Source organism: Micromonospora sp. NPDC007271 (genome assembly GCF_040634005.1).
GTDB lineage: Bacteria > Actinomycetota > Actinomycetes > Mycobacteriales > Micromonosporaceae > Micromonospora.
On the sequence record NZ_JBEYER010000118.1, the window covers coordinates 5510 to 19790 of the forward strand.

Annotated in this window: 10 protein-coding genes and 1 pseudogene; 2 read left to right on the forward strand and 9 right to left on the reverse strand. The window is 72.0% G+C overall.

What is annotated here, in order from left to right; genetic code table 11:
- Positions 1 to 2213 precede the first annotated feature (2213 nt).
- A pseudogene (locus ABZ570_RS29535) lies at positions 2214 to 2804 on the forward strand (hypothetical protein); the annotation flags it as partial.
- A gap of 162 nt (positions 2805 to 2966) precedes the next feature.
- Here ABZ570_RS29535 and ABZ570_RS29540 read toward each other — a convergent pair.
- The gene (locus ABZ570_RS29540) at positions 2967 to 3965 is read right to left on the reverse strand and encodes a D-alanine--D-alanine ligase (protein ID WP_358070691.1); all 999 of its coding nucleotides are present in this window, start codon (positions 3963 to 3965) and stop codon (positions 2967 to 2969) included.
- A 7-nt stretch (positions 3966 to 3972) separates the two neighbouring features.
- Entirely contained in the window at positions 3973 to 5289 is a 1317-nt protein-coding gene (locus ABZ570_RS29545; protein ID WP_358070693.1) for a PLP-dependent aminotransferase family protein, read from the reverse strand.
- Between the two features lie 330 nt (positions 5290 to 5619).
- Here ABZ570_RS29545 and ABZ570_RS29550 point away from each other — a divergent pair, with 330 nt between their 5' ends.
- On the forward strand, positions 5620 to 6288 hold the full coding sequence (locus ABZ570_RS29550; RefSeq protein ID WP_358070695.1) for a GNAT family N-acetyltransferase: 669 nt from the start codon (positions 5620 to 5622) through the stop codon (positions 6286 to 6288).
- Positions 6289 to 6364: 76 nt separating this feature from the next.
- On the opposite strand, the gene ABZ570_RS29555 is transcribed toward ABZ570_RS29550, so the two are convergent.
- From ABZ570_RS29555 to ABZ570_RS29585, 7 genes are all read right to left on the reverse strand, one after another.
- Positions 6365 to 7522, reverse strand: coding sequence for an N-acetylmuramoyl-L-alanine amidase (locus ABZ570_RS29555; RefSeq protein WP_358070697.1), 1158 nt, complete (start codon positions 7520 to 7522; stop codon positions 6365 to 6367).
- A gap of 224 nt (positions 7523 to 7746) precedes the next feature.
- On the reverse strand, positions 7747 to 8070 hold the full coding sequence (trxA, locus tag ABZ570_RS29560) for a thioredoxin (RefSeq protein WP_357319100.1): 324 nt from the start codon (positions 8068 to 8070) through the stop codon (positions 7747 to 7749).
- A 34-nt stretch (positions 8071 to 8104) separates the two neighbouring features.
- The gene (gene trxB, locus ABZ570_RS29565) at positions 8105 to 9058 is read right to left on the reverse strand and encodes a thioredoxin-disulfide reductase (protein WP_358070699.1); all 954 of its coding nucleotides are present in this window, start codon (positions 9056 to 9058) and stop codon (positions 8105 to 8107) included.
- A gap of 194 nt (positions 9059 to 9252) precedes the next feature.
- Entirely contained in the window at positions 9253 to 10239 is a 987-nt protein-coding gene (locus tag ABZ570_RS29570; protein WP_358070701.1) for a hypothetical protein, read from the reverse strand.
- Positions 10236 to 10964: an RNA polymerase sigma factor SigM gene (gene sigM, locus ABZ570_RS29575; RefSeq protein ID WP_358070703.1), complete on the reverse strand. Its 729-nt coding sequence runs from the start codon at positions 10962 to 10964 to the stop codon at positions 10236 to 10238. The genes ABZ570_RS29570 and sigM overlap by 4 nt, the downstream gene beginning before the upstream one ends.
- 46 nt (positions 10965 to 11010) lie before the next feature.
- Positions 11011 to 12624: a protein kinase family protein gene (locus tag ABZ570_RS29580; RefSeq protein WP_358070705.1), complete on the reverse strand. Its 1614-nt coding sequence runs from the start codon at positions 12622 to 12624 to the stop codon at positions 11011 to 11013.
- 426 nt (positions 12625 to 13050) lie between these two features.
- Positions 13051 to 14281: lipid II flippase MurJ (locus ABZ570_RS29585; protein ID WP_358070707.1), on the reverse strand; the 1231-nt coding region annotated here is incomplete at its 5' end.

Sequence of the window (14281 nt, forward strand, 5' to 3'; positions counted from 1 at the left end):
CGGTGGCTCGGTGGCTCGGTGGCTCGGTGGCTCGGTGGCTCGGTGGCTCGGTGGCTCGGTGGCTCTGGGTCTCCCCGCTCCTGGGGACGGTCGCTCTGGGTGGGTCGCGCTGGGGCGGGTCGGTCGGGAGTCGCTCGGGTCGGTCGGGAGTCGCTCGGGTCGGTCGGGAGTCGGCCGACTCCCTGCGGCGAACGGGCGAGGGGCGGGTGCCCGGCAGGATTGCGTTGCAGTGCGTTGGCGCCTCGCCGAAGGCGCGCAAGACAGCCAAATGCGCCGGCCCCGAGAATCGCCGGTATCAGCTGCGTGGCTTCCACCCGAGGGCCTGCGCGGGCGAGCAACCAACCCTCGGCGCTGCCGAGCCTCGTCCTGGTTTCACGTGAAACCAGGACACGTAGCCCGGCGTATTGGGTCGGAGTTTCACGTGGAACCCGCCTTGCTCCGAAACACCTGCCGCTGCGTCATCACCAGGAGAAGCCCCCGTACGGGCATCCACGATCGGACTCGCCGACCTGCCGGGAAGTCCTGTTTCACGTGAAACCGCAGTCCATCCGTCGCTCCACCGGTCTTGGATTCATCCCGCGGTGCCACATCGGTCTGCGAACGAGCCACCAGCAGGCTCTGTGGATTGGGGCAGCCCGGCACTCGCCGCTCGTCCAGTCGGCGGTTGGAGCCTTTGCCGATCGAGGGCCGGGCGACATGCGGGCGGTGGGAATGTCTGAACCACCGACTTGGCCGAGACGGGATAACGACCGGTGCTATCGGCTGGCGCCACAGGGCCGTCCTGATGCGGACCCCGCCAGAACGGCGAGGAGACCGAGGAGGCCTCCGCTGAGCCGATGCGAGCGACACCGAGGCGGGCGGGGGCGACCGGCGCGCCCCGGCAGTCGGCGGTCACTCGCGGCGGCCAGTGGGATGTCGTGGAGCCGCTTCGGTCGCAACGTCGCCATTGGCCCCCGTGGTCAGCCACTCGTCAACCGAGCACCTTCTTCCGTCGGTCGAACCGGCGGCGGCCCGTTCTCAGCTCGGTCAGCGGACACTCCACTTGAGCTCTCTCGGCGGACGCCACCTGGACCGGCCACCCGGGCCTCGTCACAACGACTGCCGGCCGCCCCTCGGGTTGCTCAGCCGCCAGCCCGTGCGGGCCACCGGGGCAACCCCCGCCGAGGCGCGCACGGGCCTGCGGTGCGGCCCGACCACCGCCACGCCCCCCGGGCGGCTCCCGACCGGATGCGCCGGCCCGGACTGCGGCGAGCGGGGCTCCTGCTGGCCAACCAGCAGACGGACTTGACTGGCGTCCGAAAGCGGGCGGCGGCAAGCCCGGCTGCGACGCCAGGGCGGGGTGATCTGCCCGTCGGGGTTTCCCTGCCGCCGGTGATCGCGCCAGTAGTGCCGAGCCCGGCTGCGCTGCCCTTCCGCCGTTGCGGGCGGCCCCTGGAATGGATCCGCTGTTCACGGGGGCGCTTCTGGGTATCCGATGAGTGAGTTGGCCAGGAACCGGGTTTCACGTGAAACAGCGCGCCCGTACCGGCTCCCGAGCGATGCATCCGAGTCCGAGTGCCGCGCGGCCGGAGTCCCGCAGGAACAACAGCGATCCCTTCAGCCCGCCGGGAGGCGGTTGTTGCGACCCGGCGATCGGGCACCCGGGCTCCGATGGTGCCTCGGGCGCCGAGCCGAGCCGCAGCGATCCGCACCCCGCCCGCCAGCCATCGAACGGCGATTCAGCGAGGGGCATGAGGGTGAGAGGGGGCAAGGCCGACGGCAGGAGGGGCGGGAAGGGGAGAGCACAAGAGCGAGGACGAGAGGCACAAGAGCCATGAACGAGAGGACGCAGACTACGGACATCCAGGACAGCGATGCGGCGATGACGGCGACAACCGAGGAAGTCTCGCGGGCCGGAGGAAGTGCGATGAGAAAGGCGGTCGGAGACCGGTGCCTGCCGCCGGTTCGATCGTTGGGAAGAGAGGGTCGCGAGCGGTGGACAACCCGGCTCAAGGCCCGCCGAGTTATCCACAGTTGTTGTCCACAGCCCATCCCCGTTTCACGTGAAACAGCGCGCCGAAAGCCTTACTGAGCTGTGGATGACGCGGTGTGGTGATGGTCTCAGCAGCCTGTGGACAACCCGTGGATAACCTCCGACGGGATCGAGGATGGGCGCTCGGCCGGCGCTGAAACGGGTAGGGACAGGGGTCACCAACTGGGCTAGGGTCAGCGTCGTGCAGGACACCCCTCCCTCAGTTCCGGACTTCACCCTGTGGCCGTCCTTCCCCTTCGAGGGCGACCTCCGTGTCAAGCAACTCGACGATCCGGTACCGGTCGAACCGCCCCGCCGGGGCGAAGGCAACCGGGAATGCACAGCCTGCGGCGCCCCGGACGAGGCGTACATCTGGGTCGGTGAGCGTTGGCGGGTACGCGCGATGGACCGGCCCACCGGCCTGCCGATGGTGCTGATCCTGGAATCCCGCTCGCATCTCGATCTGGGCGATCTGCCGAACCTGCTCGCGGCCGAGCTGGGCGTGATGACCGTCCGCCTCGAACGCGCCATCCGCTCGCTGGACGGCGTTGCCCGGGTGCACGTCAACCGCTGGGGCGACGGCTCGGCCCATCTGCACCTGTGGTTCCTGGCGCGACCGTACGGGCAGCTGCAACTGCGGGGCACGTTCCTGTCCCTGTGGGACTCGATCCTGCCGCCGATCTCCGAGGCACAGTGGCGGGAGAACCTGGCCCTGGTCGCCGCGTGGCTGGCCGAGTTCGGCGGTCGCCCGCTCGCCGAACCACCACGGATTCAGTGGCAGGCGCCCTCGAGCCTCTCCGACTCGACGGCACCGGACGTGGAGGCGGAGGCCGCCGACGTGGAGACGGTCTCGGTGATCGAGGCGGCCGGGGAGATCCCCGAGCCGGCGAGCGAGACGACGACGGAGCAGCGGCCGGGCTGAGCAGCCGGGCTGAGCAGCCGGGCCCGAAGTTCGCTAGCGACGGCGGGCAGCGGCTCGGTTGACCAGTGAGCCGAGCAGCCGCCCGAAGTCCAGCCCGGCCGCCTGCACAGCCAGCGGCAGCAGCGAGGTCTCGGTCATCCCCGGGGAGACGTTGACCTCCAGTACATGCGGTTGCCCGGCCGCGTCGACGATCAGGTCGACCCGGGAAAGGTCGCGCAGGCCGAGGGCGCCGTGCGCGGCGACCGCGACCTGGGCCACCCGCTCGGTCGTCTCCTGGTCCAGTCGGGCGGGGGCGTGCCAGGTGGTACGCCCTGCGGTGTACCGGGCGGCGTAGTCGTACACGCCGTTACGGGGCACGATCTCGACCGGGGGTAGGGACTGGGGGCCCTCGCCCAGGTCGATCACCGAGACCGCCACGTCCATGCCCGGCACGTAGCGCTCCACGAGCGCCGTCTGGTCGTACGCGAAGCACCCGACCATCGCGGCCGGCAGCGACCCGGCCTCCCGGACCACCGCGGCACCCAACCCGGACCCGCCCTGCGCCGGCTTGATCATCAACGGTAGGCCGAGCCGGTCGACGATCCGGTCCAGCACGGCCACCGCACCCAGCTCGGAGAAGCGGTCGTGCGGCAGGGCCACCCAGTCGGGCGTGGGGATGCCGGCCTCGCGCAGCACCGCCTTCGCCGACGGCTTGTCCCAGGCGAGCCGGGATGCGCGGGCGTCGCAGCCGACGTAGGGCACGCCGCAGAGGTCGAGCACCCCGCGCAGCGAGCCGTCCTCGCCGGTGGCACCGTGCAGCGCGATCACCACGGCGTCCGGCGGGTCGGCGGCCAGGGCGGGCAGCAGGGCCACGTCCGCGTCCCGCAGCTCGGCCTCCACGCCGACCGCCCGCAGTGCGTCGAGCACCCGCCGGCCGGATCGGAGCGAAACGTCCCGCTCGTACGAGAGGCCGCCGGCGAGCACCAGCACGTGCAGCTCTTCGAGGCCGGCGAGATCGGTCAGGGATGCGTGGGTGGCGGGGCTGACTGCCATGCGGGAATCATGCCAAGTCGGGGCCGGGGGCGTCCGGGCCACCCTGCCGGCGTCGCGGCCCCGAGCCGCCGACCGCGCCGAAGACCCTGCGCATGGCGATCTCCTGCTCCATCACGCCGGCCAGCCGGCGGACGCCCTCCCGAATCCGCTCCGGCGGCGGGAAGGAGAAGTTGAGCCGCATGTTGCCGGCCCCGGTGCCGTCGGCGTAGAACCCGGTGCCGGGGACGTACGCGACCCGGGCACTGATGGCCCGCGGCATCATCGCCTTGGCGTCCAGTCCGTCGGGCAGGGTCGCCCAGACGAACAGGCCGCCGCCCGGGGTGGTCCAGGTGGTGCCGGCCGGCATCAGGTCCGCCAGCGCGGCGAGCATGGCGTCCCGGCGCTCCCGGTAGATCTCCCGGTAGACCTTCAGCTGCTCCCGCCACGGCATGGTGCCGAGGTACGTCGCGACGGCGGCCTGCGCGTATCCGCTGGGGCAGAGGATCTGCGCCTCGCTGGCGATGACCAGCTTGTCGCGTACGGCGTGCGGGGCGAGGATCCAGCCCACCCGCAGGCCGGGGGCGAACGTCTTGGAGAAGGTGCTCAGGTAGAAGACGCCGTCGCGCCGGCGGGCCCGCAGCGGCGCGGGTGCCTCCTCCCCCTCGAAGCCGAGCTGGCCGTACGGATCGTCCTCGACCACCAGCAGGCCGGCCCGTTCGCAGATGTCGAGCACCCGCTCGCGCCGCTCCTCGCTCAGCGTCACGCCGGTCGGGTTCTGGTACGTCGGGATGGTGTAGAGGAACTTGACCCGCCGGCCGGCGCGGGCCAGGTCGGCGATGGCCGTCTCCAGCGCCTCCGGGATCAGCCCCTGCTCGTCCATCGGCACGTGCGCCACCTGGGCCTGGGCGGCCTGGAACACCCCGAGAGCGCCGACGTAGGTCGGGCCCTCGGCGAGCACCACGTCGCCCGGGTCCAGGAAGAGCCGGGCCACCAGGTCGAGCGCCTGCTGCCCGCCGACGGTGACCACCACGTCCTCCGGTGAGGCGCCGCACGACGCGTCGATCCCGGAGAGGGACATCACCTCGCAGATCCGCTCGCGCAGCTCCAGCGTGCCCTGCCCGATGCCGTACTGGAGGGTGGTGACGCCGTGCTCGGTGCCGAGCCGGCCGAGCATCTCGCCGACCGCGTCGAGCGGCAGCGCCGCGATGTACGGTGCCCCACCGGCGAGCGAGACCACCTCCGGCCGGCTGGCCACCGCGAAGAGCGCCCGGATCTCGGAGGCCGTCATCCCCCGGACTCGCCGGGCGTACCGGTCGGTGTAGTCGTCGAGCGTCGTGCCGGTCATGACATCACCTCGATCGGGTGTCGGCGGGGCTGCCGCCCGGTGTGGTACCCGCGATGCCGGCAACCATGGCGGCTCACGGGCGCCGGTCGGTCGATCGTAGTCCGCGCCGGCCGACGCCGGTGCCGCCGTGTGGTGAACGTCCACATCCCGGACCGACCCCGCCCCCCGCACGGGTGGGCGTTCGCACGTCCCCTCCCGCAGGGTCGGGTGAAAGCGTACGATCGCTCGTCGGGGGCCGAGGAGCGTACGATCACTCCTCGGGAGGCAGGGAAGGCGGCGGCGCGGACACCGCGCTGGTTTCAGCTCCGAGCCTATGGTGGGGATGCGCTGATGTCGCGACGTCTGGTCAGTCTGACCCTCGACACCCTCGAGGATCTACCCCGTCGTTGCCGGCAATGCGTCTACTGGGAGCTGGATCCGGTCTCCGCCGACCGGGCGTGCGCTGCCGGGGACCCCGGGCTGGAGAAGGAGGCCTGGGTCTCCCAGACGCTGCTGGAGTGGGGTTCCTGCGGCAAGCTTGCGTACGTCGACGGCATGCCGGCCGGGTTCGTCATGTACGCCCCGCCGGCGTACGTGCCGCGCTCGATGGCCTTTCCCACCTCGCCGGTGTCTGCGGACGCCGCGCTGCTGATGATCGCGAACGTGGTGCCCGCCTTCGCCGGCGGCGGCCTGGGCAGGATGCTGGTCCAGGGGGTGGCCCGGGATCTCACCAAGCGCGGCATCAAGGCGATCGAGGCGTTCGGCGACGCCAAGTTCGGCGACGACGCGGAGGACGACCCGACCCGGGCCTGCCTGGCGCCGGCCGACTTCTTCCTCTCGGTGGGCTTCAAGACGGTCCGCCCGCACCCCCGCTACCCGCGGCTGCGGCTGGAGCTGCGTACCGCGCTGAGCTGGAAGTCCGACGTCGAGTACGCGCTGGAGAAGCTGCTCGGCTCGATGAGCCCGGAGACGCTGCTCCGCCCGGTCCGCCCGGCCCCGGCCACCCGCGCCATGGGCTGAGCGATCCGGCCCGAGGTGGCGGCCCGCCACCGCGACGACGCGGCCCGCCACGGTAGCGCGGCCTGAGGTGAGCGGATCAGTCCGCCGCCGTGGCGGCGGCGACTCTCGCCCGCAGCTCACTCACGTCGATCGAGCCGGTGGGTACGTCCCGCTCGATCGGGAAGTACATCCGCTGCACCGCGGCCACGATCGCCTCGACGATCCGGTCCCGGAACCGGGGGTCGACCAGCCGGCCCCGGTCCTCCGGCGAGGTCAGGTAGCCCACCTCGACCCGGACCGCCGGCATCCTCGTCAGCCGCAGCAGGTCCCACGCCTTGGCGTGGGTACGGCAGTCCCGCAGCCCGGTCCGGGCGACGATCTCGCGCTGCACCAGGCCGGCCAGCCGCTCGCCGGTGGCCGAGGTGACGCCGTTGTCGGTGCCGTAGTGGTACGTGGCGACCCCGTTGGCCGCCGGGTTGGCGTGCCCGTCGGTGTGCAGCGAGATGAAGACGTCCGCGCCCAGGGAGTTGGCGAGCTGGGCGCGGTCGGTGTCCGGCAGACAGGTCCGCGGCGAGGGACCGCGGGTGAGCTGCACCCGTACTCCGGCCGCGGCCAGCCGCCCCTCCAACCGGCTGGCCAGGTCGTGCACGATGTCCGCCTCCGTCCAGCGGAGCGGGCCGTCGGGTACCACCTCTCCGGGGTCGGTGCCGCCGTGTCCCGGGTCGATCACCACGGTCCGCCCGACCAGGGTCGGCCCGGCCTGGCGGATGGCGTCGGACTCGCGAAGCCACTGCGGTCGCCCGCCCACCACCTTCCGGCCGAGGCGGCGCAGCGTGTTCATGGTGTGCGGGCCGCAGGCGCCGTCCGGCCGCAGCCCCATCTCCCGTTGGAACTGCGCGACCGCCCGCGCGGTGCGGATCCCGTAGATGGCGTCGGCCCGGCCCACGTCGTATCCCATCTCCAGGAGGCGTTCCTGAAGCGACCGGACGTCCTCGCCGATCAGCGGCTCGGGTACGGCGTGATACAGCGTGCGGGCGCCGAGCCGCCAGCGGGCGGCGTCCAGCGCCCGCCAGGTCTCCGCGCCGACCCGGCCGTCCACGCTCAGCCCGCGGGACTGCTGGAACGCCCGGACCGCGCGTTCGGTCTCGGCGTCGAACTCGTCCCGATCGCCGGACGGGAGCAGGTCGAGGCCGGTGAGCACGGTACGGATCTCGGCCACCGCGGGTCCCCGGTCACCGGGTCGGATGGGACGCACGACGACCCCCTCTGCACGGACACTGGTTGGCCGGAGACTCCGACGGAGGTGCTCCCCTCGCGGGGGCGCTTACGGAGCGTACCGTGCCGATCACTCGGTGGCTCCGGGTTCGGCCTACCGCGATCGGACGCGGCCCTCGCCGCCCACATCAGGGGCGCGGCCGTAAATGCCGGAACCCCCGCGCCCGGTACGGGCGACGGGGGTTCCGCAGAGGGGTCGCCGGCTCAGAGCGCCGACTCGATCAGCTTGACCAACTCGCCCTTGGGCTTGGCGCCGGCGATGGACTGCACCGGCTCGCCGTTCTTGAAGATGGTGAGGGTCGGCACCGACATCACCCGGTAGGTGCGGGCGGTCTCGGGGTTCTCGTCGATGTTGAGCTTGACGATGCTGACCTGATCACCCATCTCGCCCGCGATCTCCTCGAGCAGCGGCGAGACCTTGCGGCACGGCCCGCACCACTCCGCCCAGAAGTCGACCAAAACCGGCTTGTCGGACTTCAGCACGTCGCTCGCGAAACTCGCGTCGGTGACCGCCTTGGTTGCTCCCACTATGACCCCTCCTCCGGGACTTACTGTCAACTTCTCAGGCTTGCAGGGTGGCGATGAAACGCTCGGCGTCCAGGGCTGCGGCACAACCCGTGCCGGCCGCCGTGATCGCCTGCCGGTAGGTGTGGTCGACCAGGTCGCCGGCGGCGAAGACGCCCGGGATGCTGGTCCGGGTGCTCGGGGCCTGCACCTTCACATACCCCTCGTCGTCGAGTTCCACCTGTCCGCGGAAAAGCTCACTGCGCGGGTCGTGGCCGATCGCGACGAAGACGCCGGTGACATCGAGCACCTTGGTCTCGCCGGTGTGCACGTTGCGGACCCGGACCCCACTGACCTTGCCGTCGTCGCCGAGGATCTCGTCGACCACGGTGTTCCACTCGACCTTGATCTTGTCGTTCGCGAGCGCGCGGTCGGCCATGATCTTGCTGGCCCGGAACGAGTCGCGGCGGTGGATGATCGTCACCGACTCGGCGAATCGGGTGAGGAAGCTCGCCTCCTCCATCGCCGAGTCGCCGCCGCCGACCACCACGATGTGCTGGTTGCGGAAGAAGAACCCGTCGCAGGTGGCGCAGGACGACACGCCGTGGCCGAGGTACTCCTGCTCGCCCGGCACGCCGAGCGGGCGCCACGCGGACCCGGTGGCGAGGATGATCGCCTTGGCCCGGTACGCGGTCTCGCCCACCCACACGGTGCTGACCGTGTTCGAGCCGACCTCGCCGGTGTCCTTGAGCTCGACCCGGGTCACGTCGTCGGTCAGGAACTCGGCGCCGAACCGCTCGGCCTGCTTGCGCATGTTGTCCATCAGCTCGGGGCCGAGGATGCCGTCCGCGAAACCGGGGAAGTTCTCCACCTCGGTCGTGGTCATCAGCGCGCCACCGGACTGCACGCCCTCGATGATGAGCGGCTTGAGGTTGGCGCGCGCGGCGTAGACCGCCGCGGTGTAACCGGCCGGCCCGGAGCCGATGATGATCAGGTTGCGGACCTCGTCCACTGCCGTCTCCCGATGTGTGTGTTCGTCATCTGCGCCGGCTGACCTGCGGCCGGGACGATGCCGATCCCGAGTGCCGACGGCTCAAGCGGCGTCGGCGCCTGACTTGCAGAACGCCATCGTACGAAGTCGTGATTCCCGAGCCGGTCATCCGGTGGGTCACGTCACGCGGGGGGACACGCCCGGCGACCGTGACCTCACCCTACCCGCGTACGGAAACGGGTGTCCGCGTCGGAGCCGGGCACCCCGCACTCCGGCCCGCTCACCCACGCCCAGCGTTCGCCGCCCGCGTCGAGGAACGTGACGACCAGCGCCGGACGCCCCTGGAACGACGCGTAGTCGATCAGCTCGACGGTGAGCGGCCCGGCCGCGTGCTCGGCGCTGATCGAGCGGAGGCAGGACTCCAGCGCGTCGGGCCGGGCGAGCCGGTCCAGGTTGCCGTCCGCCGAGAGCCGCTGGGCCTGCCCGGTCGTGTCTCCGCCCTGAACGGCGAACGGTCGAGGACTGCCGGACAGCTGCTCCGGGCCGTAGTCGGTCCCGCTGTGAAGTGCCGGCCCGGTGGTGCGGTAGGGAGCGGCGGCCAGCGGCGCGGGCCCGCCCTCCCGGGCCGTATCGGTGGCCGCGCCACCGTTGGTCGCCACCGCCGTGCCGCGACCCGTGTCGACCAGGTGGCTGAGGCCGAACCCGACGGCGGTGACCGAGGCGGCCGCCAGGGCGACCGGCCCGGCGATGCGAGCCCACCGCCGGGAGCGCCGGCCCGGCCCCGTGTTGCGGCCCGACCCCTCGGTCGGCCGGCCCACGCCACCGGCCCGCCGCCCGGGTACCTGTGCGGGCAACGCGGCCGGGGCTCGACCCGTACGCCGTGCCTCGTCGGCCGGCCGGTTCAGCGGCGCGTCGACGGGCTCGTCCCCGCCGACCGGTGCCGGCCCGGCACCGGCGAGCGCGGCCGTGATCCGGTCCGCCACGGCCAGCGGCATCTCCGGCGCGGGCCCGGCGGCCCAGTCGGCCAGGTCGGCATGGACCAGCTCCACCCCCCGGGCCAGCACGGCGTGCGCGTCGCGCCACGCCGGCTCCTCCTCGATCAGCCGGGCCACGGTCGCCCGCTCCGGGGTGCCGTCCAGCGCCCCGCCGACATAGTCGGCGAGCAGGTCTTGGTCGACCCCGCTGAACTCCCGGGAAGTCACGTCTCCTCCTGGCTGGCGTCCCGTCGGGACCAACCCGACGTCGATCCGACGCCCTCCGGCGGCCGGCGGTTCCCCCCGGTGACGCGGCGCACGTCCGGCACCTCGTCGGAGCCGGTACGCAGGTGCCCGAGGAGCACGGCCAGCCGGGCCCGTCCCCGGGCGCAGCGGCTCTTGACGGTCCCCTCGGCGACGCCGAGGATCAGCGCCACCTCGGCCACCGGGTAACCCTGGACGTCCACCAGGATCAGCGCGGCCCGCTGCTCGGCCGGTAGCGCGGCGAGGGCCTGCCGGACCACCAGCGCGGTGTCGTGGTCGCGGGCCGGGGCGGCCGGCTCCACCCCGCCGGTGTGCCGCCCCGGCTCTCCGTCGGTGTGCACCCCGTCCGGCAGCGGCACCGTGGCGTGCGTCTGGCGCCGCCGGATCCGGTCCAGGCAGGCGTTCACCACGATCCGGTGCAGCCAGGTGGTCACCGCCGAGTCGCCGCGGAAGCGGGCCGCCGCCCGGTGCGCCGACAGCAGGGCGTCCTGGAGCGCGTCGGCCGCCTCCTCGCGGTCGCCGAGCGTACGCAGGGCCACCGCCCAGAGCCGGTCCCGGTGCCGGCGGAACAGCTCGGTGAAGGCGTCCCGATCGCCGGCGGCGTGGGCCCGGAGCAGGTCGAGGTCGGACACCCCGGCCGGCGGATCGTCCCCGGTCGCCGGCCGGATCGTGCGCCCGCCGCGACCCATCGTCACCACATCCGGGAGAGGCGGTGGATCAGACGAGGCGGACGGCTCACGAGCCCGTGACCGTGATTTCCTGGACGCCCAGCTTGTAGCCGCTGCCCGAGTCCTTCTTCGGCAGCTCGGTGATCCAGAAGAGCAGGTAACGGTACTTCTTCTCCGGGTCGAACCCGTTGAAGATCATATTGGGGCCGTCGTGCTCCTCGAACGGCTGGCCGATCTGGGTGGTGTAGCTGGCGACGAGCTGCTTGTCACCCGACGAGCTGGACGAGAAGTCGCCGGCCGTCCCCGTGAGCAGCTTGGCCGAGGCGCCGGGGGCCGACAGCACGGCCTGCAGCGACTTGACCGTGCGCTCCTCGCCCAGGTCGATCCAGACTCCCATGCCCTTCTTGAAGTTGCTGAAGTTGGCCGAGTAGTAGCTCTGCGTCTCCCAGCTACTTTCCTCGTTGCCGTCGATCACCTTCTCGGCGTTGCGCACCTCGGCGCGGTCCCGGCTGTCGGGGTCGATGATCCGGACGTCCTGGATGGTCAGCTTGTGGGCCGGTGCGGCCGCCGGGGTCGACCCGCCCGAGGACGGCGTACTGGCGGAAGGGTTGGCCGCCTTCTCAGGCGTCGAGCCCTTGTCGTCGCCGAGCACGCTGATCCCGACGAGCAGCCCGACCAGGGCCACCGCCAGCAGCCCGGCGATGCCCAGCGCGACCCTGCGGCCACCGGCGGCGGCCAGCGGCGACGGCTCCTCGCCGGTGTCGGCGGTGAAGCGCAGCGGGCCGGCCGGCTCCAGGAAGTGCTCGTCGGCCGGGACGTCCAGCCGGTTCAGCTCGGCCGCCAGCACGTCCGACGACGGTGGGGCGATCTCCGGATCGAGCAGATCCATGGTGAGGTCGTCGAGGTACGCCGGCACCCCGGCGCGTACCTGACGCGGTGCGGCGATCGCCCCGCTGGCGTCGCGGACCGCGTCGGAGATCGCGGCACGGCCGTGCCCGGCGGTGGCGCCGCGCAGCGGAGCCTCCCCGTGCGGCCAGTGGCCGGTCAACGCGAAGTAGAGGACCCCGCCGACCGCCCGGATGTCGTTCTCCTGGCTGTCCTCGCCGTCGGTGCGCGCGTCGGCCAGCACCACCCGGCCGTCGTCGCTGATCATCACCGTGCCGGGGTGGACGTTGCCGTGCACCATGTCGGTGGCGTGCACCGCCGCCAGGGCGCTCGCGACGGCGCTGCCGATCGCGGTCGACCGGGCCGGATCGAGCGGCCCCTCGGCGGTGACCAGCTCCCGCAGGGACTGGCCGTCCACCCACTCGCGGACGACGTACGCCCGATCGGCCTCGTCGATCGCGTCGTAGACGCCGACCAGGTTGGGGTGGATCACCCGGCTCGCCGCGACGGCGGCCTGGAGCATCTCCGTGGCGGAGTCGCCACCCGGGTAGCGGAGGACCACCGCGACGGGACGGCGCAGCACGACGTCGACCCCGCGCCAGACCAGCCGGCCCGCACTGTCGTTGTTGATGTGCTCGACCAGCTCGTACCGCTCGGCAAGGAGTTCACCGGCCGTCGGAGCACCGAAGGTCATGACCGGAGGGGCCGTCTCCTCCGCCTCCTGACCCTCGCCGACCTGGGTCACCCGTCCTCCCTCGGTGATCGTGTCGATCGATGGACCCGTGCTGCTGGGCATGTGGCTTTCCGCTCTGCCTTCGAAGGAACCGGCAGACCGGTGTCGACGCCCGCGCCGGCACCTGCCGTACCCGTCGAGAGCGACCTTACCCGGGATGCCCGGTTCCCCGACATGTCATCTTCCCGCCGTAACCGGTGGGATGCCAGTGACCGTGGCGGCGGGCCGCCCACGGTATGGATCCTGCCGTCGGCGCCGGCACGCTCACCAGCCAATCTAGAGGTTGACGGCAAGTAGTCGGCGCAGGGGCGCGACAGTGTGGCGGCCAGCGATCCTGTTGACGGATTCCCCCGGTTCGGCCAGTGTCCCTCGTCCTAACGGCTGGTTGTCCACAGGCCGAGAGGCCCATCCAGCCGCGAAACTCCGAGTTATCCACAGCCGTATCCCCAGGCTGGTGATCCTCGTTCACGCTCCGTCATCAGGCTGGGGTCAGCGAGCGAGGCGGCGCCGGACCATGCCGACCACCTCGGTGATCTCGCCGATCCGCAGCACCATGGCCAGCCCGAGGTACGTCGCGCCGATCACGGCACCGCCGACCAGCAGCCGGACCGCGGCGGCCAGCCAGCTCAGGTGGGCCGGGTCGCCGGGCAGCAGCCTGACCACCACCAGGCCGACCAGGGCCGCGCCCAGCGCGGCGACGAGCACCCGGCCCATGGTCCGCATGATCTCGCCCAGCCCGATCCGGCCCACCCGGGGACGCAGCAGCATCGCCGAGATCACCGCCGCCGCCACGTACGAGATCGCGTTGCCGAGCATCATGCCGGCCGCCGCGAAGGTGGCGGAGAAGGCGAGGAAGAGGCCGATCTGGAGGAGCACCCGCAGCGCCACCACCGGGATGTTGACCAGGGCCGGGGTCTTGGTGTCCGGCAGCGCGTAGAAGGCGAAGGTGAAGAGCTGGCTGATCGAGAAGGGCACCAGGCCGATCGCCGCCACCAGCAGCACGGTCGAGAGGGCTACCGCGTCCTTGCCGGTGAACGCGCCGTACCGGAAGATCACGACCGAGAGCGGGCCGGCCAGTACGGCGTAGCAGACCGCGACCGGGGCGAGGACGGCGGTGACCATCCGGGTGCCCCGGGACAGGTCGGCGGTGACGTCGCGGAACCGCCCTTCACCGGCGGCGGCGCTCATCCGCGGCATCAACGCGGTGATGATCGAGACGGCGATGATGCCGTGCGCCATCATCAGCAGCAGGAAAACGCCGTTGTAGATGAACAGGCCGGCCTGGGTCTTCTGGCTGTCCTCACCGGCGGCCCGGGTGAGCAGGTTGACCACCACGAAGAGGCCGAGCTGGTTGACCCCGACGTAGCAGAACATCCACGCTCCGAGCTGGGCCAGCTCGCGCAGGCCCAGTTCGCGGAAGTCGAACCGCCACTTCCACCGGAAGCCGACCTTGCGCAGCGCCGGCAGGAGGCCGGCTGATTGGACCGCCACGCCGAGCAGGGTGCCGCCGCCGACCAGCAGAATCTGCCCGGGGGTCATCTGCCCCGGCTGCAGCGCCTTGGCGCCGTAGACCCCGATGTACAGGCCGAGGACGCCGATCACCACGAGGTTGTTCAGGATCGGCGCCCACATGGGTGCGGCGAAGTGTCCCCGGGTGTTCAACACGGCTGCGATCAGTGCGCTCACCCCGGTGAAGAACAGCATCGGCAGCATCAGGTAG